The sequence below is a fragment of the Sphingobacterium suaedae genome (assembly GCF_042684625.1).
Taxonomy (GTDB): Bacteria; Bacteroidota; Bacteroidia; order Sphingobacteriales; family Sphingobacteriaceae; genus Sphingobacterium; species Sphingobacterium suaedae.
Genome location: NZ_JBHULR010000003.1, coordinates 1,203,122 through 1,226,213 on the forward strand (window position 1 = coordinate 1,203,122; position 23,092 = coordinate 1,226,213).

Sequence of the window (23,092 nt, forward strand, 5' to 3'; positions counted from 1 at the left end):
TAATTAACTTATTGATTTATAGTGGATAAAATATTTAATATTGTTTCCTACCTTAAACAAGAACTAGGATTATCAGGAAGCAAGATTGCCAAAGACTTGGGCGTTTCCCCTCAATTTATCAGCAACATTTCCCGAGGTAAACCAATAGGTTTAGAGGTTGCAAAAAAGATAGCAGAGACTTACAATCTTACGATTGACTTCGTGCTACATGGGAAGATCAGTCTTTCCATGCTTGGTGATCAGAAACCCGTGCCATCGAGCCGATCAAACGCTAGAGACATTGGTGATCCGACGACCTACGATGAAAACGGAGACACAAAGTTTATCGAGATATCACCAGGTAGATATCGAATGGGGACAGAGTTAGTGCCTGTGTATGCTCAGGCTGGATATTTAAGCGGATACATGGATAAGGAATATTTAGAAGAACTTCCAAAGCATTATATAACTGTAGATAAATACGTAAGAGGGAAATATCGATCGTTTGAAATTTCAGGGCACAGCATGGATAATGGCGACATAAAGGAGGCTATGCCTGACGGTACGATAGCTACCGGCCGTTTAGTAAAACGAGAACACTGGCAGAGCAGGCTTCATAATCACCAGTGGCCTAATTGGATTTTCGTTCACAAGACCGAGGGCATTATCACAAAACAGATCGCCCATCAAGATCTAGAGAACGGCATATTGATTCTTCGTTCTCTGAATCCTGACAAAGAGAAGTATCCGGACTTCGATGTATGCCTAGATGACATAGAAGAAATATATAATGTTGTCAAAAGAGAGCTGCGTTAGCTTTTGAGAAAGATCATCAAATACACAGTCTTTGAAATGAGAATCCTGAAAATGGTCCGATCTCACTTGATTCAACAATTCAGCAAAGTTGAAGGATCCGTGATTGGAGGGGTGTTCGTTCGACCAAAGCCGGACAAAGTAAGGCTTGATGTAATCGAAATAAACACTATTGGATTAAAATGTAGAAAGGGATCTAATGTGATCGGCTATCTAAACGTAAACTACCAAGACACTAGCAGATCTAAAGTTCAGGAATACACAGAATTTATTGATCATTTACTTTCGCAGTGTGTTATCAACACAAATTTATTCGAACTGGATTTGCAGCAAATCTATCCGATTTCCCAACACCTGTGGCTGGGTAACAATATGTATAAATTAACTAAAATATAAATGGCAGAACAAAAAGACGAAACCTTAGTAATGATCGGCCAAAGGTTTAAAAAATTTAGAAAAGACAACAAGATCAGCCAGGAAGATATCGACGTAGTAACGCCCGTGGTTATCTCCCGAATTGAAAATGGACACCGGATGCCCAACGTCGAAGTTTTAATTTTCATCGCGAATAAGTACGGAGCTGACATCAATTGGATTTTGACCGGCGAAACCGTAAAGAAAACGGCCAGCGCTAGCTCAGAATTGATCGCCCGTGTCACGTTATTAGAAACCCGCGTTCGAATGCTAGAGAAAGAATCCGGCAAAGAATTATTTAAGTAGATCCAACACGGATCTTTGGATTTTATCAATTAAAGTCCAATCATCATCTATATAATCGTCGGTAATAAGTTTGCGTTTGTGGTTGAGTGCAGCACCCACATCCTCACGGCTATAGCCACACTTTCGAGCTAACGTCGCAAAGGTGTGCCTAGCGTGATAAAACGTTAAATCCGGAACTTCGGACAGCACACTAACGATCCCTTTTAAAGATTCCGATAACCTGTTATTTAGTCCTCTAGGCGTATTGTAACGCGCCTGTAGCGGACCAGCCAGAGAATTTACCAACGGACGGGCCTCGTCCACAACCTTTATGCTTATAAATGCATTGTCTGCTCGTTTACCCTTGGTCTTGTTCCGTGTATATTCAAATCGGACGATCGTGGGATCAGTTAAATATGCAAAGAAATCATTTGCATTAGTACCGCACATATAAAACGACAACATAAATAGATCTCTGGAAATCTGATCTGCTACGGATGTCAATTTTACGTCTCTAATTCTCTTTATAGAGTCTATATCCAGTGTCCTTTTTTTTGATGGAGGAGCCTCAGGTGGGCTATATCTAGAAAAAGGGCTGTTGTGAATTCTAATCACGCCAAGCTCTTCATCATTATATTCATATTTGGCTTTATTGAATACCGCTTGAATATCTGCCATATTATTAATTAAACTGACTAGTTTTAAGCCAGATTTGAGCAGGTGTCGTTCGTAATCTTTAAGTAGTTTGGAAGTCAACAATTCCGGACTAAACACTTTCCTTCCAGTAAATTCCTTGAACTTCTTAAAACTACTTTTGCGCCTAGCATAAGTCGTTTCTCTTCCCTCCTCCAGCAAGGCTTTAATATATCGGTCGCCAAACTCAAATAAGTCAATCTGCCCGTTGTCCTTAGTGATTATTTCTTTAATATCTGAAGCCGTCAAAAACTCAACTCTAGCACCCAACTCGTTGATCTTCTTTCGGTACTCGGTCACAGATGCAGTTAAGTAAGTGTCGATAAATACCTTTTTTAATCGTATCTTTGTACCCGAATCAGAACGGGTCGAAGTTACATCTGATTTCATCGCATAATAAGACGTGTCAATATAGGAAGAAGTCCCTTTATGGGTTATTCTAATCTTCACGTTCCAAGACCCATCTTGTTTTTTATGATGTTTAAGTATAACTGCTGATACGGTTGCCATTGTAAATTATCTGTAAATAACTTTGAGCAAAGATAGACAAAAATAGTTGTTCACTATTGCTCACTTTAACAGCGAAAATGACGAGCATCGGAAACTAAAACACTGAAAACAAGACTTATAGCGTTAAAAACGAATATAAAATTATAGTTTAATGATTAATATATCGAATCTAAGCCTTCGCTACGGCAAACGTGTGCTGTTCGAAGATGTCAACTTGAAATTTACTCCAGGAAACTGTTATGGCATTATCGGCGCAAATGGCGCGGGTAAGTCCACCTTCCTAAAAATCATATCTGGCGAAGTAGATCAAACAACAGGTTCCGTTGCATTTACGCCCGGAGAACGTATGTCGGTATTAAAGCAGAACCACTACGAGTTTGATGAGTTCACGGTACTAGAAACTGTCATGATGGGTAATCAAGATCTATATAAGGTCATGAAAGAAAAAGATGCCATCTACATGAAAGAAGATTTTACTGATGCAGATGGTGAGCGGGCCGGCGAACTAGAAAGCCTGTTTGCGGAAATGGACGGATGGAATGCCGAAGCTAATGCGGCTACTTTGCTGAGCAACCTAGGTATCAAAGAGGAACTTCATTACAAATTGGTGAAGGAATTGGATGGTAATGAGAAGGTGCGCGTCCTTTTGGCACAAGCTTTATTTGGCAACCCGGATATCTTGATTTTAGATGAGCCCACCAACGATCTGGACATTAACACCATCGCTTGGTTAGAGGACTTCTTGGCGGGATACGAAGCTATTGTATTGGTTGTATCTCACGACCGTCACTTTTTGGATCACGTGTGTACGCACATCGTTGATATCGACTTCGGCAAAATGACAATCTACACCGGAAACTATTCGTTCTGGTATGAGTCGTCGCAGCTCGCACTAAAGCAGCGGTCTGACCAAAACAAGAAGATGGAAGACAAGATCAAGGAGTTGCAGGAGTTCATCCGGCGATTTTCTGCGAATGCTTCTAAATCAAAACAAGCGACATCCCGTAAAAAAGCTTTGGATAAACTGAATGTCGAAGAGATTAAACCTTCGAACCGAAAATATCCAGCTATTATGTTCAACCAAATGGATAGAGAGCCTGGAGACCAAATCCTGAATGTTGAAGGGCTAAGCAAAACCGTAAACGGGGAGGTGTATTTTAAAGACATTACCTTCATGGTGAACAAAGGGGATAAAATCGCCGTTCTTGCTGAGAATTCGCTTGTGACGTCTGCGTTCTATGAAATATTGAGTGGTCGTGATCAAGATTTTGGAGGAGAATTCAAGTGGGGTGTTACCATCACGCCCACAGACATGCCTATTGAAAATGCAGCATATTTTGAGGGCAGCACGGAGAATCTTATTGACTGGCTCCGTAACTATACCACTAGGCCCGACGCCGACGAACAATTTATTCGCGGCTTCCTCGGAAAAATGTTATTCTCCGGTGAGGAAGTGATGAAAAAGGTTTCCGTCTTATCCGGAGGTGAAAAAATGCGCTGTATGTTTTCTAAAATGATGTTGCAGGGGGCCAACTTTTTGATTTTTGACGAACCGACGAACCATCTAGATCTCGAATCCATTACCGCCTTAAACAATGGAATGAAGGATTTTAGAGGCTCTATGTTGTTTACATCTCGTGACCACGAGCTAACCGAGACAGTGGCAAACCGGATCATTGAACTGACGCCGAATGGTATCATCGACAAATTGATGACATATGATGAATATATCAACTCGGATGTTGTCAAAGTGCAACGGGAAGAACTATACCGTAAAAAAAAGTAAAATAGACACATATGACAAGTCCTGCTCCCCAAAAGCAGGACTTGTTGTTTATAGGGGAAATCCTTCAATAAGGTATACCGAACAGTATGTTCGACAGAAATAACTATCTTTGTGTTGTCGGAGACCTAAATTCCTCATGATCTCTTTTTCATTCCGACAGGACTTATTTTTTAATTACTCACATCATGTTTCATAAAAGCAATTTTTTCGTTATCACGGGAGGTCCTGGAGTTGGCAAAACTTCTGTCATCCGCGAGTTGTCTAATCGTGGGTATGTGTGCATGGAAGAAGATGCTCGTCGTATTATCCGGGAACAACAGGCTAAAAAAGGCGATGCACTTCCATGGAAAGATAAACGATCCTACACCATGCATATGCTTCAATCTGCCATAGACAGCTATTCAAAGGCAAGCACACTATCCGATGGCCCTATTTTTTTTGACCGAGGCATACTGGATGCCATTGGGTATGCGGCTTTAGAATGCATCGCATTGAAGGAATCGTATATCCAACTGGCGAGACAATATGTGTACAACCCCATCGTTTTCTTCTTTTCGCCATGGAGAGATATCTACGAAACAGACCAAGAACGCAAGCAGTCATGGCAAGAAGCCTGCGCTACGTCGGATATGCTTTTCGCTACGTATAAGAATTTTGGGTACACGCCAATTGAGGTTCCTATGGGCAGTATAGCCCAACGCGTTGAATTTATTTTAACTCAAATCTGATCAATTGACGCGATTCTTATAGAGGTTTTTCGACGACACGGAATTTAAGTTAATCAGGTAACCATTTACAATAGCATATTGCAATCCCTGACTGTTTCCCAGAAAAAAGTTGGTCGTCCCGCCTAACGCGAGCTGCTGGGTCGCTGCAAAATGTTGCTGGGTGAATACTACCAGCGGTAAATTATGCAGACGTTCCTGTCCGCGTGCTTGAACCCTTACTGCAATAAACCCTTCCTTTAGCAATTCGAATGCTCGCGCTGTGGGTATCTGTTCGATGGATTCAAATGTCTGCGGATACGTTTTCCCAGTTACGAAAAACAATCCCTCGGCATCAAGCTCATCATAGCCAAACGACTCATCCAAGTCGCCGATGTCCTCTACCCTCCCTCGAACGAAATAATCCCGGTCCACCGTCACCTCGCCTCGACGAATTGCGACATCCGTTTTTAGAGGAATGGAATCATTTCCAGCACGCACATTCCGTATGACCACGTCGTGCAATTGGGATGCGTTGAATGGGATTTTATCATAATCGGTATGGTCGTATCGTTTATACGACTCCTGTGCAATTTCCAAGAGTGCGTTGAGGATGATGGCGAAATTTAATTTTCGTATTTCCTGCTTCTCTGGATCTCCTTTTTTTCCGCCGGACTCTATCAGTACCGTACTCGCCCCCCACCCCTGAAAGTTATCCCCGAATCCACGGGGGGTATGGGTATCATCGTATTTTGCAACGGCGTTGGGAATATATCGCTGAAGGAGGGTATTCATTCCAACAATGATCTGCATTGCTTCTCTACGCACATCGTTAATTTCCCGTTCGTAATTATAGGCTGGAGCCAACAGGGATATGGTCACAGGATTTTTTGTACCCGGCACATTATAATAGATATTTTGATCATGCAGGTTAAAGCCATAATTCGGTTTAATCTGCTTGGCTACTCTTTTCAAGAGAGCTCCTTCTACTGTTTGCCCATCACGAGCATCGCGGTTTAGATCGATCTGTTGGGCATTTCTTCGTGTGTACCTTTCAGCACCGTCCGGATTGAGCATAGGAATAACGTGCAACTGTAGATGTTGCTTCAGTAATAGACGAAGGGAGTCCATCCCATCGCCCCCTCCTTCTAGAAAGTTAACGATATCAAACAACGCCATGGTGGCCGTTGGTTCATCACCGTGCATTTGCGACCACAGCATGACTTTCTTGCGTCCCTCTCCGTAGGTCAATTTATAAATGGCTCTACCTTCCACCGACTTTCCGATCTCTTCTGCCCGTACAATCCCTTTGGTACGGTGCGTTTGAACTAGCGAATCGATATCCTGATGTTTAAATCGACGATGATAAAGAGCCGGTTCTTTATATTTTTCGTGTAACGTAATGAGTTGTGCAGTATCTAGTGTCATGGCGTCCGTATAATCGGATTTTTCGTTGTGCGAAACGGGAGTACAAGATTGAAGGCAGGCTATTATACCGATAATCACGAAGGTTCTTTTCATCTTACTAATGTAACGCTTTTTCTAATAAGTCTATTGTCCCTTTGTCGGCGTCCATTCGAACGCGAACACCGATTGGTAAAATAAACTGATTGTTAATATGTCCAATGCGGGCTCCTGTATAAGCCGGAACGTGCAGTGGTTTGATATAATCTTCTAACAGTTGATCCAGAGTCAAAGAGCCATAACCGTGCGCGGGTTTACAGTTTGTGCAGTTTCCGAAAATGATTCCTTTGACGTCGGCCAATATGCCGGCATTTTTCAATTGGCAGAACATACGGTCTAAACGAGCTGTGTCTTCGTCGACCTCCTCTAGAAATAAAATTGCACCTTTGAAATCCGGCAGATAAGGTGATCCACATAATCCCGATAGCAAGGTGAGATTGCCGCCCAACAGCACCCCCTCTGCGACGCCTGGATGAAGCGTCCGGATTCGATCGTTATATCTTATAAAATTATCTGCCACAGCGGGTGGATTTTCGAAATGAGAAAGCTCGTTCTGATAAAACTGCCGCTTAAATGCATCGGCCAACGTGTGGCTCCATGTACTGGTTCCGACGGCTCCGTGGAATGATATTAACCCAGACTTCGCATAAAAAGCCATTAACAGAGCCGTGACGTCACTGTAACCCAAAAGTACTTTGGGATGTCGGGCAATTAACTCATAATCCAGTTTGTCTAACAGTCGGGAGGCTCCATTTCCACCTCGGATACAGACGATTGCTTTAATCTCCCCATCCAGAAACATGGCATGGATATCGGCGACACGCTGTTCATCTTTTCCCGCTAAATTTCCATAACGTTCGCGAATATGTGCACCCTCTTTTACCCTAAAACCGAGCTTCTCGAACACTTCTCGCGTTGTAAGAATGGCGTCTTCTTCGTTTAGAGCCCCTGCTGGTGTAATTAAACCGACCGTATCGCCCGGCTTCAGCACTGCTGGAGCCAGCCTCGTATTTCTTGTGCGTGTGGCATTCGAAGACCCAATGACTGGCAGCGCGCTCATAGCAGCGGGTCCGACTAATAACATTTTAAGAAAGGCTCGAGTATCCATGCAATTAGCGATTGAACAACAAGCGGTGACCAGTTCCCACTTCGACGATCTCCCCGTCTGTATACGCTAAATTGCCGGAAACCAGTGTATGAACGATTGTAGACGAAAATGTATGCCCATCAAATGGTGACCAACCGCATTTCGATAAGATATTTGCTTTACTCACCGTATAAGGTCGATTCAGATCTACCAGTACTAAGTCAGCCCAATACCCTTCGCGTATAAATCCTCGGCTTTCAATTTGGAACAGTGTTGCTGTATTGTGCGCTGTTTTTTGCACCAGTTCTTCCAGGGTTAGTTTTCCTTGTTTCACTAAATCCAACAATGCTTGAAGGGCATGTTGAACCAGTGGCCCTCCAGAAGGGGCCTGGATATATGGTTTTTCTTTTTCCTCTAATGTATGGGGTGCGTGATCGGTAGCAATTACATCAATGTGCCCATCTAAAATGGCCCGTAGGATACTGTCGCGATCCTGTGCAGTCTTGACTGCTGGATTCCATTTGATAAAATTTCCCTTTTTGGCGTAATCTCCATCTGAAAACCACAAATGATGTATACACGCCTCTGCGGTAATTTTCTTTTCGTTAAGTGGCTTGTCATTTTCGAACAGTGTGGTCTCCCGCGCTGTGGAAATGTGTAAAATATGAAGTCGGGTACCGTGTTTTTTAGCTAGCTCGACCGCCTTGGACGAAGAGAGGTAACATGCCTCTTCTGACCGGATCTGTGGGTGCATTGCTGCCGTAAGTCCGTCTTCTCCATATTTTTCTTTATACACCGCCAAATTTTCGCGGATAGTCGCTTCATCTTCACAATGTACGGCAATCAAAGTCGGTGCCTCGGCAAAAATTTTCTCCAACGTTTCTTGGTTGTCGACTAACATATTGCCTGTAGAAGATCCCATGAAGATCTTAATGCCGCAGACGTCGCGTGGATTCGTCTTTAATACCTCTTCCAGGTTATCATTGGCAGCCCCCATAAAAAACGAATAGTTCGCCAGCGATTTTTCCGACGCAATATCGTACTTCTCCTGCAAAAGACGTTGTGTTAATGTGTTGGGAACAGTATTTGGCATCTCCATAAAGGACGTGGTACCACCAGCTACCGCAGCCCTGCTCTCATGCCAGATATCTGCTTTATAGGTCAACCCCGGTTCGCGGAAGTGAACCTGATCGTCTATTAATCCTGGAAGCAGGTGAAGCCCCTTTGCATCGATAACATGATCTGCATGATGATTGATCTCTTCAGCAATCATTTCGACTCGACCGTGGTTGACATAAACATCGCCTGTACTCGTTCTACCTTCGTTAACGATTTGTGCAGATTTAATAAGAATAGATGGCATGGTAAACGTAATTTTTAAGTAAAAGCGCGGTATATTGTCTGTTCAGAAACAAGGTTTATCGCGCTAACGAATTTACGAATACCTGACGAAAAACAAAACCTGCGAGAAAGAAAAAGCCCGTAATCGGGCGATTACGAGCTTTCCTATTAACCAATTATAAACTTAAATTATGAGACTACAAATCTAGTATTTCTACCGGATGTATGCAAGTTACAACGTGCATTATCATGCATTTTGTTACTATCTATCGACTTCACCAAGCACAATATCAATTGATCCAAGAATAGCAATTAAATCGGCGATCAATTGTCCCTTTCCTAATTCGGGCAATACGGAAAGATTGTTAAAGCTTGGTCCTCTCGCTTTTACGCGTCTCGGTATATCCGTTTTCTCTTGCGTCACAAAATGAAAACCTAATTCACCTTTAGGATTCTCGGCGCGAATGTAATATTCCTGTGATTTTAAATTAACCTTTTTAGGAACCATTGCACGTGGGTCAAAAGATGGGGTGCGTTTAAAATCACCTTTCAATCGTTCCAGGCACTGTTCTACTATGTGCACGGATTCTTTAACTTCGTCTACGCGCACTTTGTAACGATCCCAACAATCACCCAGTGTCCCCATCTCACCTTTTCCTATCGGAATATCAAATTCGAGTTCGGGATATACCGAATAGCCGTCTATACGTCGTAAATCCCACCTTACACCCGAGGCTCTAAGCATGGGCCCGCTGCAGCCGTAGTTGATGGCCACATCGGCAGGTAATGCTCCTATATTAGCCGTTCGTGCGATAAAAATTTGATTATTCGAGAGAAGCTCATCGAGTTCTACCAATTTTGGTTTAAAATAATTGACAAAATCTGTGCAGCGATCTTCGAAACCAACGGGTAAATCATAAAATAAGCCACCTATCCAAATGTAGTTATAAAGCATTCGGGATCCAGAAGCCCATTCTAACATATTCATAATATGTTCCCGGTCACGAAAACACCACATAAACGGCGTAAAAGCCCCAATATCTATCCCATACGTTCCAATTGCAATGAGATGCGACGCAATCCTATTCAACTCGCATACTAATACCCGTATGTATTCTACCCGTTTCGGAATGGTTTTGTCAATGCCCAACATACGCTCTACCCCCATAACAAACGCATGGCTATTATTCATCGAGGCTAAGTAATCCAATCGATCCGTGAACGGAATCGTCTTACCATAGTTCATAGATTCCGCATGTTTGTCGAAACAACGATGCAAATACCCCAGATGCGGAATGATTTCCTTAACTATTTCGCCGTCGGTAATGAGTTCTAAACGCAGTACGCCGTGCGTTGACGGGTGTTGTGGCCCCATATTGATGACCATTTCCTGCGAACCGATCCCAGCAATCTTTTTCCTGTAATTTTCCAGGCCCTCCGTATATCTTGTCATCTATCGCTATTTAATTGAAATTCCGTGATACGATGCTGCGTCTTCATAGTCCTTTCGCAATGGGTACCCTTGCCAGTCGTCTGGTAACAATATCCGTCGCAGATCAGGATGCCCGGTAAAAAAAATCCCCATCAAATCGAAAGCCTCCCGTTCGTGCCATTCCGCCGTACGCCACACAGTCGAAACAGATTCCACCTCAGGCAACAGCTCAGATCGACGGTCCTGTATCAATTCTACTTTCAACGTCAATCTTGTTTGGTACGGGAGAGAGGCAATATGATATACGACGGTGAATTTGTCTTCCGGAAAATAATCCACCGCAGAAATATTAGATAAAAAATCGAAATATAATCCTTCAGTATCTCGCAGAAACTGCGCAATCTTTAACAGTTTCCGTGCCTGGACCACAAGGATTGGTTCTAATGGATGCTCTTCGATTCGCACTATAGCTTCCGGTCCAATAGTACTTGTAATAAGTTCTTCTATTTTTGCAATCATTTTTTTGCAATCAGGTATTAGGGTGCCAAACGATGAATTGACCATCGCCCGTTTGTAAAAACATACTCAATCCGATCATGTAAACGATTGCTCCGCCCCTGCCAAAATTCGACTCGCAGCGGTGTGACCAAATATCCGCCCCAATAAGCAGGCCTAGGAACGATGTCTCTGTCGGAAAACTGTTGCGTTAACTCCTTCACCCGCGTCTCGAGCACCATCCTATTGGGGATCTCTTGACTTTGAGGCGAGGCTAACGCACCTATTTGGCTAGCTTTCGGTCGCGATGCAAAATATTCATCTGAATCGTCTGCAGGCAATTTTTCTGCCCAGCCTTCCACCCGTACTTGCCGTTGCAATTCTGGCCAAAAAAAGAGTAAACTCACCTGCTTATTGGAAGTCATAGTTGTTCCCTTTTTGCTATGATAATTTGTAAAAAAGCTAAAACCAGTAGGCTTTATATCTTTCAGTAACACCACTCTAGAAGATGGAAAACCATCGTCACTGACCGTGGAGAGAACCATAGCGTTTGGCTCGACAACTTCCGCCTTTAGCGCCTCTGCAAACCAATGCTGAAATTGGATGATCGGATCGGGGCGTACGCGATTTTCGTCTAACTTATCTTTACTATAATCTACACGTATAGCTGCGATATCTTTATGGATGATCGACATGGTTAAAGTCTGTCTGTTGATATACAAGAACAAACTTAGTCAAAAGCGATGGGATTACGGTTGAGCTCCCATAAAAAATTGCTTTTTTATGTAAAAATAGCTTATATTACTCCTGATTTGATAGATTAAGTTTAGCGCCATGTTCAACACTTTTATACCGCAAAAAGGAAGCCTGCTGCTTTCTGAACCGTTTATGCTCGACTCGAACTTCGAACGATCCGTTATTCTGCTTTGCGAACATGACCTGAATACGGGTACAATGGGACTCGTATTGAACAACCGATCGACCCTGCTCCTATCTGATGTCATACAGGAAATCGAAAATACATCATTTCCCTTGTATATCGGAGGACCAGTAAACATGGAAGCACTTTTTTTCATACACAAAACCCCCGAAAAAATACCAGGTGGTGTCCCGCTTATTGACGACATACAATTCGGTGGCGATTTTCAACAGGTATTATTTCTGATTGAAGACCAGCTGTTACAACCGGAAGAAATCAAATTTTTCATCGGTTATGCCGGCTGGTCTCCGGGTCAACTTGAAGAGGAAATAACTCAAAACAGTTGGGTTGTACACAACAAATTTCCCGCAGAGCTATTGCTATTGGAAGACGGTGAAGATTTATGGAAACAAGCACTAATCGACTTAGGACCAAAATATGCGCACGTCGCCAATTTTCCAAGGAGCCCCGACTTAAACTAGATAAGACCTCAAAGGGAGTTGTTCTATTTTGTTGATATGCCGTTCGATTGGCGAAAACAAAACCTCTCCGACTACTGTTCTCTCATTAAACAATATGAGAACATAATGATGAATACCAACAGACTTTCGGAGGCCATGCAAGAAACTTTGATCAAACAAATGACCAAAGAAAATCAAGCCTCTCAAACGTATCTCTCTTTAGGTATATGGGCAGACACACAGGGGTACGGGGGGATTGCTAACTTCCTTTTTCGCCATGCCCAAGAAGAGCGGAACCACAGTATTAAGATCATGCAGTACATCTTAGAACGGGGGGGAACCCCTCGGGTTGAGACCGTTGTCGCTCCCAATAAATTTCCAAAGACGATTACGGAATGTTTCGAAATGGTTCTGGAACACGAAATTGACAATACTCATGCGATTTACCGTATCGTTAATCAATCGATGGCTGAACAGGACTGGGCTACCTGGAATTTCGCTCAATGGTTTGTAAAAGAGCAAGTCGAAGAGGAAAAACTTGCACTAAACTTGATCGACAAATTAAAAATTGCCGGGGGCGACCGCGCTTCAGACGAATCTCTTTTTGCGTTGGATAAATACCTAGAACAGGCTCCCGATGAGGTTACATTGGCCGAGGAAGCGACAGCCGAAAAGCCATCCTAGTACCACCAATAAAGTTTTCAAAGGGACAGAAATATCTACTTTACTCCTCTTTTTTTTACAAAAAGTTAGGGATCGTTTTTTGTTCTAGCTATCCTGAAATAAAGAGGAGGTTATCTTCCTTTTGCCTTTGCGCCTGAAACGAAACCACGTATTTGTTGCAACCGTTGATAAAAACGAGCGATTTGTACCTGATATCGGTTAAATAGTACGCAAACTGACAAGACGTACAAACTTTTCAGGCATACGTATTGTTGGGATAAATAAAAGTGAATATATAGTGAATATATAAAGAGATGACTAAAAAGACGGAGACCCTATGAGAATCGCAATCATTGCTACGTACCCACCGAGGCAGTGTGGTATTGCAACGTTCACCCATGACTTTTATCGCACGCTTCCGGCAGACGAAAGCAGCCACGGCATCATCGCATTGAGCGACGGATCCGAAGGCTCATTCCCTCCGGAGGTCTGCTTAACGATCCATCGAAATGAACGGTTAGATTATATTGAGGCGGCTGAATACATCAATACACATTTTGATGTGTGTGTGCTTCAGCATGAATATGGTATTTTTGGAGGAGAGGCTGGTGATTACATTCTAGACACTTTATCACGTTTGACTATTCCTACAATTAGTAACCTACATACCGTCTTGCAACATCCTTCCTCCAAGGAACACGAGGTTCTGAAAAGAATATGTGCGCAAAGCAAAGGAGTGACGGTAATGACCGATACGGCTATACAGCTGCTCCAGCGGGTTTTTGAGGTGCCTGCCGCTAAAATTCAGCTCATTCCACACGGTGTTCCTAATTTTGACTATAATCAACTAGAAGCAAAAAAACAATTAGGGTTTACCGACCGTAAGGTTATGCTGACATTCGGTTTTCTAGGACGTAATAAAGGGATTGAAACAGCGATAGAGGCTGTCGCAAAGGTACAAGACCCATCTTTACTCTATGTCGTCCTTGGCACGACGCATCCCAACGTTTTACGCGAACAGGGGGAAACGTATCGGGAACTCCTGGAAGAACAAATTACAGCGAGTGGACTGACAGATCGTGTACAACTTCTCAATACTTTTGCATCTGAAGAGCTACTGGTTACTTATTTGACGGCCTGTGATATTTATGTCACACCCTATCCTCACGAAAACCAAATCAGTAGTGGTACCTTGTCTTTTGCTATCGGTGCAGGCGCAGCAGTCATATCGACACCCTATTGGTACGCGAAAGATCTTTTAGCTAATGACCGTGGGTTGCTGTTCGACTTCCATGATGCGTTTGGACTTGCTGAGCACATCAATTACTTACTGGACGATCCGCTCGCTCTTGCAAAATATCGCAGAAATGCAGCATCATATGGACGACTAACTTCCTGGAACAACGTATCGAAAAGTTATTACGATTATCTAAAACAAATCTCGGTGTCCATGCCCACAATCGAGCTCCATAAAGAGTCCAAGAAAGTTGCCAATCTTTTTCTTGCGGATAGGAATAGACTCTCCTCTTAATATGGGTATATACTCCTAGAAAGTTCGGAAGTGTCGCCTGAACTTTCTAGAATTATCCGAATTGTCCCTGAGGATATCCCCTATTTGTCCATAAAGACCATCCCGGATAATTCACCTTCTTGGACATGTTCCAGTGCATTTTCAATCAGTAGAAATTGATTTCGTCCCAATTTAATATAGGAATAGGACGAGAATTTTATATCAATCCGATCAGGTACCCACGATGGGTCATCGCGGTTCGTGTCTACGCGTGACCGAAGAGCATTATATCCTTTTATTTTCAAATCGAAGAGAACCTTGCGGTCTAATTTAACGAATTGCATCATATGCCTCTCTTTCTAATTTATACCTCTTTTGTTATAAAACACCCCTTTCAAATCTTTTGTTTAATGTCAACCTCTTATTGATCATTTTGTTACTTGATCTTGTGCGACAAAATATTCGTTATAAAACGCTTGTATAGTGCTTTTGGGCCAGTTCAATTACTTTTTTCGCGACGCCTAAGGCTGATAAAGGGTTTTGCCCAGTCACCAGATTTTCATCCACCACAACATGCGACATAAAGGGCAGTATTGCCGAACTAAAATCAACGCCATGTGCCCGAAGGCGACTCTCCAATTCATAGGGTATAAGTCCAGAGCGTAAAACCAGTTTCTCTTCTATATTGGTGAAGCTCGTAATTTTTTTATTGCGCAGATATCCAAAAATATTCTGTTCGATAGCCAATAGTGCGGCAGGCCCATGACATACCGCACCAGTTATCTTGGACGCGCTAACAAAGTGTGTTAGGATACGGGCTACATCATCATTGTCATGTAAGTCCCAAAGAGGACCGTGCCCGCCCGGCACAAATGCGATGTCATAATCAAATGCATTAATTACCTTCAATTGTATAGTGTTGGCAAGCGCGTCCTGAGCGTCTTGGTCTTTTAGGAAACGTTGGTTGGACGTCGACAAATTTTCCGTCATTTTACTAAGCGGATCTATGGGAGGTTCTCCGCCTAAGGGAGTTGCCAGCGTCACGTGATACCCAGCATCTATAAACGCATAATATGGATCAGTAAACTCGCCTAGCCACACACCTGTTTTGTTGTTGCTTCCTTCCATATCCGCATGTGAGGTAAGAATAAAAAGTACTTCTCTGTGTGCCATAAACTATCGGTATATATATAGAAGAACTCGCTATCTATCCGTATCGTTTGGAAAATTTTCGGTTTTATCCGCAAAGCCGAACAAACGGACGTTCAATTGCCTATGCAAAACTATTTTACGTTTTAGCAGTTCTCTACCAACAACACATAGGATGATGAACAGAAGCTTTGTATACCGTAACGGTCTTTCGATTACATTTATCACGCTATTTCTTATTGCGTGGGCCGCACAAACATTTTTTGGATGGCACACTTTCGTGCAAGAACTTCAAGACGAGGGTCAACCAGGCATATCTTTTTTTGCTTACTTACATACCGGCCACTTTATTTCTGCAACCTTTGAGAATTTTCAGAGTGAATTTCTACAAATGGCATTATATGTTGTGTTAACTATATTTCTTCGTCAGATCGGGTCTGCTGAATCTAAAAGTCTGGACAAAAAGGAGGAAGTTGATCGAGAGCCCCAAGCAAAAGACGGCGCCCCGAAGCCAGTTTTCCAAGGAGGCTGGCGTCTTTTTCTTTACAAACACTCACTGTCCATAGCTTTCGTGGTTCTATTTTTAGTCACGTGGTATTTTCACTTAGTGGGCAGCTTGCGTGATTATAATTTCCAAAACAAACTGAAGGGAAAGCCGACCGAATCGATAAGCAGTTATCTAGGAGAGCCTCAGTTCTGGTTTGAGACGTTCCAGAACTGGCAAAGCGAATTTTTATCTGTGGCCTCCATTGTTTTACTCACTATTTTTTTACGGCAGAAAGGCTCTCCCGAATCAAAACCGGTAGACAGCCCCCACTTAGAGACCGGAAAATAAGCTATTTTCTATAAAGGCAAAAAATGGCCTGCAAAAGCATCTTCTTGTGCGCCTATGTAGGAATAATACCCGGGTAAAAACCATCCTAGTGCCTGCATAACAGCTCGATAATGCGCTTGATTTTCAAATTGCCAAGGTACTAGGTTAAATACGAGATCTTGTCCCTTCCCCGTCACGTTTCTGTCTATAAGGCAGACTTTTGGCTCTTTAACTCCTTGCGCCTCTAGGAAGTTTTTGATTACATGCCTGGCTTGATCCGGTAATACATAAGCAGATGGAGCGCCTACTAAGACTTGTTCATCTTCCTGTATAACTTCATCCCCTTCTTTTGATTTTCCAAAAGGATGATCAGCCGGTATAGCAAAGGTCTTATGAGCAGCATAATGCAACAAATCTCCGTAGGTCAATACCCATTCCACTTGTCCGTCTTTCGGTTCCAACGCGATTCCTATGCCGTTTTCCAACAGAAAGTCGCTGATCATATGTTCGATGACGTAGCATTGGAAAGGTGTATTTGGTTCAGGAACAAATAGTTGAAAATAGGGAAAGTTATCTGGTCCTTGAATAACCTGGGGTTCTCCACACACAAAACTGGCAGTCACCACATGTGAAAGAAAATTAACAATCCACTCTTCTCCGCGTTCTTCCCTGGGGATGCGAAGCAGTTGGTCAATTATGGCCGTATGCTCTAAATTCCCTAGATATTCGGCATTTTCGGTCAGTGTTGGTCTATCAATGAGCGCTCCTTTTACTTCGTCAAAATCCTGCTTCTTATCTGGTGTTGGCAATCCTTTGGACGAAAACGCTTCCGTATCTTCTTTTTGGGTCTCCATTAATGTACCGGGCGTGGAAGAAGCCGCATCAATTTCTAACGAAGGTACGCTATCGGAAACTCCTGAATTTTCCGTGGGTTTTTCCGCTGTATACCCGCTATCATTCTCCTGAGTGGCTTTCAATAATTCGTCACGTGTTTCGATGTTTTGTTGTTCAGTCCTGTCGACAGCGTTCGTTGCTTGTGAAGAGTCCGGCGATGCCACGTTATCCTCTTTCTTTTTCTTAAAAAAATCAAATAAACCCATAAATCTACAAATCAAGGTTGAATATATTAAAAGTTAGTTAAACCGCCAACTCCACGGAGCAGATTAACTTTTAAATCTGAGTAATACAGCAAGAAAAAAACAAAGAATCGGCTGATGTTAAAAACTACTAATTATATAGACTTAAATTTTTAGTTCGAAAAAAACACTATCTTTGTTGCGGACAGTAATCTTGTACTGCGGTAGGTATTAGTTTGGCACACGAAACATATGATAAGGCTAGAAAAGGTCAATAAGATATTCCAAAAGAAGGACAAGAAGGTGCATGCGCTACGCGGCATTACGCTTCATGTGGTAAAAGGAGAGATTTTTGGTATAATCGGGTACTCTGGATCTGGAAAAAGCACGTTGGTACGTACGATTAATCTTTTGGAACGACCTACTTCTGGCGAAGTTTATCTGTTTGATGAGAATATCGTTCATCTTTCTGAAAAAGAACTTATAGCTTATCGCCGAAAGATTGGCATGATTTTTCAACATTTTAATCTTCTTTCCTCGGCTACTGTATTTCATAATATAGCGTTTCCGTTGCAGTTGACAAACATGCCTGCAGATCAGATTAATGACAAAGTAAATAAACTACTTGCACTTGTCGATTTAAGTAAAAAAAAAGATGACTATCCAGCCTCGCTTTCCGGGGGACAGAAACAACGTGTAGCGATTGCCCGTGCATTAGCATCTGATCCGCAGATCTTATTGTGTGATGAAGCTACAAGCGCGCTTGATCCGCAAACGACACGTGCGATTCTCTCTTTGCTGAAACGCATCAATGAACAATTAGGTATTACTATCGTATTGATTACCCATCAGATGGAAGTGGTACGTTCCATCTGTCATCGGGTGGCCGTCATTTCCGATGGGGAAATTGTAGAAATCGGTCAAACAGGCGAACTATTTGACCATCCAAAATCGGCTGTTACCAAAGAATTATTGAATCCATCCCTTATTCTAGATTAAATTTCAGCACATGTCGGAAGCAACATTTTGGTTATTGGCGAAAGGGACGTGGGAAACGATTGTGATGACCTTTACTTCGGGGTTTTTCAGCTTTCTACTCGGACTTCCTATTGGAATCCTGTTATTTTTAACTCGGGAAAGACAACTATTGGCACATCGGCAAGTCAATAGCGTTACGGCTTTCTTCGTTAATATTTTTCGTTCTATACCGTTTATTATTTTGATCGTTTGGATGATCCCGTTTACGCGATCACTTGTGGGGACTTCGATCGGCATGAAAGCAGCAATCGTTCCTCTGAGTATCGGTGCTGCCCCGTTTGTAGCGCGTTTAGTCGAAAATTGTTTGTTAGAAATTCCCTATGGTGTTATCGAAGCTGCGCGCTCCATGGGTGCGACAACCATACAGATCATTCGGAAGGTATTAATTCCAGAAGCGCTGCCTGCACTTATCAACAGCGCATCACTGACCTTGATTACCTTGGTGGGATATTCGGCTATGGGGGGGGCCGTAGGGGCAGGTGGGCTGGGACACATTGGCTATCAGTACGGCTATGTGGGATATGACGCACTCATTATGAACCTTGTGCTCTTGTTGTTGATTGGTATCGTGTTTGGCATTCAATTTCTCGGAGATCTCCTTTCTAAACGAGCAGATCATCGAAAGTAAAAGAACTGCAAACCGGATTTCCATATTTTATGAACGCAATATTTAAATAATACCCTATATGATCAAAAGACTCAAAACGGCATTTGGCTCGCTTGTTTTATTTATTAGCATCTGTTCATGTACGACTACGAAAGACTCCGATGTCCTACGTGTAGGCGTTCAGGTTGGCCCTGAATACAGTCTGGCAGAAGCCGCAAAAAAAGTCGCTAAAGAGCAGTATAATCTGGAAGTCGAGTTGGTTTCCTTTAATGACTATGTAATGCCTAATGAGGCATTGCGTCAGAAAGATATTGATGTAAACGTTTTCCAGAACAAACCATACTTGGATGTGCAAACAGAAAGTAGAGGCTACGAATTTGCGGTGGTCGGAAATACGTTTGTATATCCCATGGCGGGTTATTCAAAAAAAATTAAACAGGTAAGCGAGCTAAAGGCAGAGGATACCGTGGTGATTCCTAACGATCCTACAAACTTAGGGAGAGCTTTGCTGCTCCTTCAGCAAGTGGGTCTTATCAAGTTAAAGGATAATGTGGGACTGCTGCCACGCCTACAAGATATTACCGAGAATAGGTTGAAATTGAACATTCTAGAATTAGAGGCTCCGCAATTGCCACGCACACTGGACGATGACAAAGTTACTGTCGCCGTTATCAATAATAATTTCGCAGCAAGCCATAATCTGACCGCGAAGCGGGATGGAATCTTTGTAGAGAATGAGAAGTCTCCCTATGTAAATATTATTGTCAGTCGTAAGGACAACCAGAACGATAAAAAGGTAAAAACCTTTGCAAAGGCCTACCAATCTAACGAAGTGGAAAAGGTTGCCGACGAAGTGTTCAAAGGTGGAGCGGTAAAGGGGTGGTAACTCCTCCTATCCTGTTACGCGTAAAAAACCTACACCGATAATCTGCGTAGGTTTTACGTGACGAAACGTGATACTATTAAGTCGTACTCGATAAAGACAACGTTTTCGCTAGCCGGATATGTGCTAGATGATGGTTACCGTGCCATGCATATATGCCAATGTTCTCTTCGATCGAGATCCGTCTATTTGTTTCTGGGTGTATGAATGTACGGCGCCTATCCTCGGCGGTCAATGATCGCAGCAATACACCCCAGCGCCTATGCAATCCTTCTAAAATACGTAAAGAATGTGCTGGTTCAGTGGTTGCATCCGGCAAATTCGCCCATCGATCTTCAACATATGTTTTTATAGTAGGTACGTCTTCCGTTAACGCCAATTTGAAACGAATAAAACTATTCATATGACTATCGGCACAGTGATGTACTAGCTGTAAGATAGTCCAGCCGCCGGGACGGTAGGTCTGATGCCAGACCTTTTTCCCTAAGTTGGCCACCTCTTTGTTTAATCGGAAGGGAAATTTTTCAATGTCGTCGACCCAAACGGCGAGCTGTTGACCGTCCAAAACTGGAGGCGGCTCGAATTGACCGATGGGGTACCTGTAGTTATCGAGAGCGTTAGAAGACATAGTTCTGGTATATTTTCAAACAAAAATAATGAACCACCGCCAAAAACGGACGAAAATCATCCAATGTTCTCGAAGGGTTCAGAGAAACGGACGATGTACTAGGAAGTTGGGACGATTAGGGAAACCTCTCCATGAGGCAAAAGGGATAACGGTAAGCGATAAGTGGTTTCCAAGACCCTTTTCAAGTCTTCGACGGATAAATTATCTAGCGACTGAAGATTGCCCCCATGCATAGCAAAGAAATGATCGCCATATAAGAACGCCAGATTGGGATCATGCATCACTGCAATCACTGTAGTCCCCTCCTTAACAAGTTGCCGTAAGTTCTGCATAACGGTCACTTGGTAATGTAGATCTAGGTGGTTTGTGGGTTCATCTAACAATATCACATCCGGTTCCTGAACCAATACGCGGGATAAAAGTACCAATTGCCGTTCTCCTCCCGACAGCTCCGTATATGGGCGATCTTTAAGATGCCATAGTTGAAATCGCTTCAAGATACGCTCTACGCAGGCTCTATCTGTATCTCGAGGTGTAAAACGAGTGAACGCGGAACGGCCTGTAAGGACTACATCGAACACATGAAAAGGAAACGTGCTTTGGTGAAACTGTGTCAAAAAACCTATGCGCACCTGCCTTCGATGTCCCAATTTAATTACCCTTCGATCAATACCGTTGATCGACACCAATCCACTGTAGCGCTTTTCGAGACCTGCTATTATATTAAAAAGCGTCGACTTTCCTGTTCCATTTCGACCCAAAACCACAGTAAGCTTCGCCGTAGGAAAGATTCCACTCAATTGGTGTAACACTTGGTTCTTTCCGTACTGAAATGCTAAGTTTTCAAGTAAAATCATTATTATCCGTTCCAGTTTACAACATTCTTACGCATGAGGTAAATAAAAAGTGGGGCGCCCAATACCATTGTGAATACACCAACAGGCACCTCGTAAGGTAAAAGTGTGCGCGACAGGTTATCGATCAATAGCAAAAAAGTACCGCCAATGCTTATATTCGCCAACACGCCGATTTCATTGTTTGGTCCAAAAATAATACGGCTCACATGCGGAACGATAAGGCCAAACAGACTGATCATACCCACCGCGGCAACCGAGGAAGCCGTGATCATCGTGGTGACCGCAATCAGGAGTAATTTTGTACCCTTCGGATTAATCCCAACAGCAAGAGCTTCTTGATCTCCCAATGCCAATAAATTAAGTCGCCAACGCGATAAATAAATGAGCACAAGTCCGATCATAATCGGAATTGTCGCGACACGAACTTTGTCCCAAGAGGCGGTATGCAAGCTTCCCATGGTCCATTGCACAATTGCCTGTAATTTATACGGATCGCTGAGATACTGTAGAACTGTCAGGAAAGCCGTAAATACGCCGCTGATAATCATGCCAGATAATACCATAGTCACCAACGAAGTCCGAACGCCGCTGTAGGAAACGAGATAGGTTATGCCCACCGCAACAACTCCAAACAAAAATGCGGAAACACTAATGGATAGTACTGGAATAAGCATCGATAAGGCTGCTCCAAATGCTGCTCCTGAGGAAATACCTAATGAAAAAGGGTCGACCAACGGGTTTCGGAAGATGGATTGCAAAACGCCACCAGAAGTGGCTAACGAAGCTCCCACCATAAAGGTCAGCACAATGCGGGGAAGCCGTACCTGCCATAAAATAGTTTGGAGGCTTGCATCCGTCACGTCGTTGACACCTCCAAGCCAATCACTCACCACAACTCGGATTTCTTCGAAAAGTTTAGTAAGGGTTAAGTTTCCAGTACTGCCCATCATGAGCGACATCATGATGAACAGCAACGGCACGACTACGAGCGCTATTATTTTTATCCTCTCCAGCATTTCAGCTATTCATTCTTAACTATACTTCCCAAACGCTTTAAGCCCATCGGTAGGAAAAAGCGTGCGCGTCTCGAGACAAACAACGTCTCCATACTTCGCTTTTAAAGCTGGGTACACATGACCGTCGTAAGCCAAAGCAATACCATCCTTCTGCCAAAAAAGCGGCAAATGCCGATTCCCCACTTCAAAACAAAAATGCCCCAACACGTCGAAGTCGAAGGTTTTAAGTAAAATACATAAACAGGGTTTAATGCGGATACAAATTGTGAAGTCTGGGGCAATATGTATAATTTCCCCATCATAAAATGTCATGCCCAACGCACGTTCAATTCGTACGGAACGACCTGTAACTGTCGATCGTGTCAGAAGGATCCGTCCCACCTCATACCATTCGATGAACAAGATATCCGCCGTTATCTCTTTGTTTCCCTGATGTGCATTTCGGTGCGTATTCATAAGACTATTCAG

At 43.0% G+C, this 23,092-nt stretch carries 25 protein-coding genes; 11 read left to right on the top strand and 14 right to left on the bottom strand.

Annotation, left to right across the window (positions count from 1 at the left end):
* The first annotated feature begins 21 nt into the window (after window positions 1-21).
* Entirely contained in the window at window positions 22-795 is a 774-nt protein-coding gene (locus ACFSR5_RS08720) for a LexA family transcriptional regulator (RefSeq protein ID WP_380902753.1), read from the top strand.
* Window positions 796-1,188: 393 nt separating this feature from the next.
* On the top strand, window positions 1,189-1,512 hold the full coding sequence (locus tag ACFSR5_RS08725; RefSeq protein WP_380902755.1) for a helix-turn-helix domain-containing protein: 324 nt from the start codon (window positions 1,189-1,191) through the stop codon (window positions 1,510-1,512).
* Here the strand turns inward: ACFSR5_RS08725 and ACFSR5_RS08730 are convergent.
* Window positions 1,501-2,634, bottom strand: coding sequence for a phage integrase SAM-like domain-containing protein (locus tag ACFSR5_RS08730; RefSeq protein WP_380902757.1), 1,134 nt, complete (start codon window positions 2,632-2,634; stop codon window positions 1,501-1,503). The genes ACFSR5_RS08725 and ACFSR5_RS08730 overlap by 12 nt on opposite strands.
* Window positions 2,635-2,845: 211 nt before the next feature.
* Between ACFSR5_RS08730 and ACFSR5_RS08735 the strand changes: the two genes are divergently transcribed.
* Together ACFSR5_RS08735 and ACFSR5_RS08740 are read left to right on the top strand one after the other, a co-directional pair.
* On the top strand, window positions 2,846-4,480 hold the full coding sequence (locus tag ACFSR5_RS08735; protein ID WP_380902759.1) for an ABC-F family ATP-binding cassette domain-containing protein: 1,635 nt from the start codon (window positions 2,846-2,848) through the stop codon (window positions 4,478-4,480).
* A 185-nt stretch (window positions 4,481-4,665) separates the two neighbouring features.
* Complete coding sequence (locus ACFSR5_RS08740) at window positions 4,666-5,208, top strand: AAA family ATPase (protein ID WP_380902761.1); 543 nt, start codon at window positions 4,666-4,668, stop codon at window positions 5,206-5,208.
* Here the strand turns inward: ACFSR5_RS08740 and ACFSR5_RS08745 are convergent, their stop codons facing one another.
* The 6 genes from ACFSR5_RS08745 to pdxH all read right to left on the bottom strand — a co-directional run bounded on the left by ACFSR5_RS08745 (window position 5,209) and on the right by pdxH (window position 11,698).
* Complete coding sequence (locus ACFSR5_RS08745) at window positions 5,209-6,705, bottom strand: M14 family zinc carboxypeptidase (protein ID WP_380902763.1); 1,497 nt, start codon at window positions 6,703-6,705, stop codon at window positions 5,209-5,211.
* Between the two features lie 4 nt (window positions 6,706-6,709).
* Complete coding sequence (locus ACFSR5_RS08750; protein WP_380902765.1) at window positions 6,710-7,732, bottom strand: S66 peptidase family protein; 1,023 nt, start codon at window positions 7,730-7,732, stop codon at window positions 6,710-6,712.
* Between the two features lie 28 nt (window positions 7,733-7,760).
* Window positions 7,761-9,098 carry a dihydroorotase gene (locus tag ACFSR5_RS08755; RefSeq protein WP_380902767.1) on the bottom strand — a complete coding sequence of 446 codons (1,338 nt, stop codon included), beginning with the start codon at window positions 9,096-9,098 and terminating at the stop codon, window positions 7,761-7,763.
* A 240-nt stretch (window positions 9,099-9,338) separates the two neighbouring features.
* Window positions 9,339-10,529 (bottom strand): NADH-quinone oxidoreductase subunit D, encoded by a 1,191-nt coding sequence (locus ACFSR5_RS08760; RefSeq protein ID WP_380902769.1) that lies wholly within the window; start codon window positions 10,527-10,529, stop codon window positions 9,339-9,341.
* Between the two features lie 6 nt (window positions 10,530-10,535).
* Complete coding sequence (locus ACFSR5_RS08765) at window positions 10,536-11,027, bottom strand: NADH-quinone oxidoreductase subunit C (RefSeq protein ID WP_380902771.1); 492 nt, start codon at window positions 11,025-11,027, stop codon at window positions 10,536-10,538.
* A gap of 17 nt (window positions 11,028-11,044) precedes the next feature.
* A complete protein-coding gene (gene pdxH / locus ACFSR5_RS08770) occupies window positions 11,045-11,698 on the bottom strand; it encodes a pyridoxamine 5'-phosphate oxidase (RefSeq protein WP_380902773.1) in 654 nt (217 codons plus the stop codon).
* A gap of 139 nt (window positions 11,699-11,837) precedes the next feature.
* Here pdxH and ACFSR5_RS08775 point away from each other — a divergent pair, with 139 nt between their 5' ends.
* The 3 genes from ACFSR5_RS08775 (at window position 11,838) to ACFSR5_RS08785 (ending at window position 14,577) form a co-directional block, all read left to right on the top strand.
* Window positions 11,838-12,404, top strand: coding sequence for a YqgE/AlgH family protein (locus ACFSR5_RS08775; protein ID WP_380902775.1), 567 nt, complete (start codon window positions 11,838-11,840; stop codon window positions 12,402-12,404).
* A gap of 105 nt (window positions 12,405-12,509) precedes the next feature.
* Window positions 12,510-13,067: a ferritin gene (locus ACFSR5_RS08780; protein WP_380902777.1), complete on the top strand. Its 558-nt coding sequence runs from the start codon at window positions 12,510-12,512 to the stop codon at window positions 13,065-13,067.
* 316 nt (window positions 13,068-13,383) lie between these two features.
* Entirely contained in the window at window positions 13,384-14,577 is a 1,194-nt protein-coding gene (locus tag ACFSR5_RS08785; protein ID WP_380902779.1) for a glycosyltransferase family 4 protein, read from the top strand.
* An 80-nt stretch (window positions 14,578-14,657) separates the two neighbouring features.
* Here ACFSR5_RS08785 and ACFSR5_RS08790 read toward each other — a convergent pair whose 3' ends face one another.
* Window positions 14,658-14,903 carry a hypothetical protein gene (locus ACFSR5_RS08790; protein WP_380902781.1) on the bottom strand — a complete coding sequence of 82 codons (246 nt, stop codon included), beginning with the start codon at window positions 14,901-14,903 and terminating at the stop codon, window positions 14,658-14,660.
* 118 nt (window positions 14,904-15,021) lie between these two features.
* Complete coding sequence (locus tag ACFSR5_RS08795; protein WP_380902783.1) at window positions 15,022-15,729, bottom strand: type 1 glutamine amidotransferase domain-containing protein; 708 nt, start codon at window positions 15,727-15,729, stop codon at window positions 15,022-15,024.
* Window positions 15,730-15,880: 151 nt separating this feature from the next.
* Between ACFSR5_RS08795 and ACFSR5_RS08800 the strand changes: the two genes are divergently transcribed.
* Window positions 15,881-16,540: a DUF6766 family protein gene (locus ACFSR5_RS08800; protein ID WP_380902785.1), complete on the top strand. Its 660-nt coding sequence runs from the start codon at window positions 15,881-15,883 to the stop codon at window positions 16,538-16,540.
* Window positions 16,541-16,548: 8 nt separating this feature from the next.
* Here the strand turns inward: ACFSR5_RS08800 and ACFSR5_RS08805 are convergent, their stop codons facing one another.
* Complete coding sequence (locus ACFSR5_RS08805; protein WP_380902787.1) at window positions 16,549-17,619, bottom strand: hypothetical protein; 1,071 nt, start codon at window positions 17,617-17,619, stop codon at window positions 16,549-16,551.
* A gap of 228 nt (window positions 17,620-17,847) precedes the next feature.
* On the opposite strand from ACFSR5_RS08805, the gene ACFSR5_RS08810 reads away from it, so the two are divergent.
* From ACFSR5_RS08810 to metQ, 3 genes are read left to right on the top strand one after another with little or no spacing between them, the layout of a single operon-like run.
* Window positions 17,848-18,594: a methionine ABC transporter ATP-binding protein gene (locus ACFSR5_RS08810; RefSeq protein WP_380902789.1), complete on the top strand. Its 747-nt coding sequence runs from the start codon at window positions 17,848-17,850 to the stop codon at window positions 18,592-18,594.
* Between the two features lie 10 nt (window positions 18,595-18,604).
* On the top strand, window positions 18,605-19,261 hold the full coding sequence (metI, locus tag ACFSR5_RS08815) for a methionine ABC transporter permease MetI (protein ID WP_380902791.1): 657 nt from the start codon (window positions 18,605-18,607) through the stop codon (window positions 19,259-19,261).
* 58 nt (window positions 19,262-19,319) lie between these two features.
* Window positions 19,320-20,126, top strand: coding sequence for a methionine ABC transporter substrate-binding lipoprotein MetQ (gene metQ / locus ACFSR5_RS08820; protein WP_380902793.1), 807 nt, complete (start codon window positions 19,320-19,322; stop codon window positions 20,124-20,126).
* Between the two features lie 76 nt (window positions 20,127-20,202).
* On the opposite strand, the gene ACFSR5_RS08825 is transcribed toward metQ, so the two are convergent.
* From ACFSR5_RS08825 to ACFSR5_RS08840, 4 genes are all read right to left on the bottom strand, one after another.
* Window positions 20,203-20,751, bottom strand: a complete 549-nt coding sequence (locus tag ACFSR5_RS08825; protein ID WP_380902795.1) for a YfiT family bacillithiol transferase — start codon at window positions 20,749-20,751, stop codon at window positions 20,203-20,205.
* Between the two features lie 98 nt (window positions 20,752-20,849).
* Window positions 20,850-21,608 carry an ABC transporter ATP-binding protein gene (locus ACFSR5_RS08830; protein ID WP_380902797.1) on the bottom strand — a complete coding sequence of 253 codons (759 nt, stop codon included), beginning with the start codon at window positions 21,606-21,608 and terminating at the stop codon, window positions 20,850-20,852.
* A gap of 2 nt (window positions 21,609-21,610) precedes the next feature.
* Window positions 21,611-22,624, bottom strand: a complete 1,014-nt coding sequence (locus ACFSR5_RS08835; RefSeq protein ID WP_380902799.1) for a FecCD family ABC transporter permease — start codon at window positions 22,622-22,624, stop codon at window positions 21,611-21,613.
* Between the two features lie 15 nt (window positions 22,625-22,639).
* Window positions 22,640-23,080 carry an urease accessory protein UreE gene (locus tag ACFSR5_RS08840; RefSeq protein ID WP_380902801.1) on the bottom strand — a complete coding sequence of 147 codons (441 nt, stop codon included), beginning with the start codon at window positions 23,078-23,080 and terminating at the stop codon, window positions 22,640-22,642.
* Window positions 23,081-23,092: the final 12 nt, after the last annotated feature.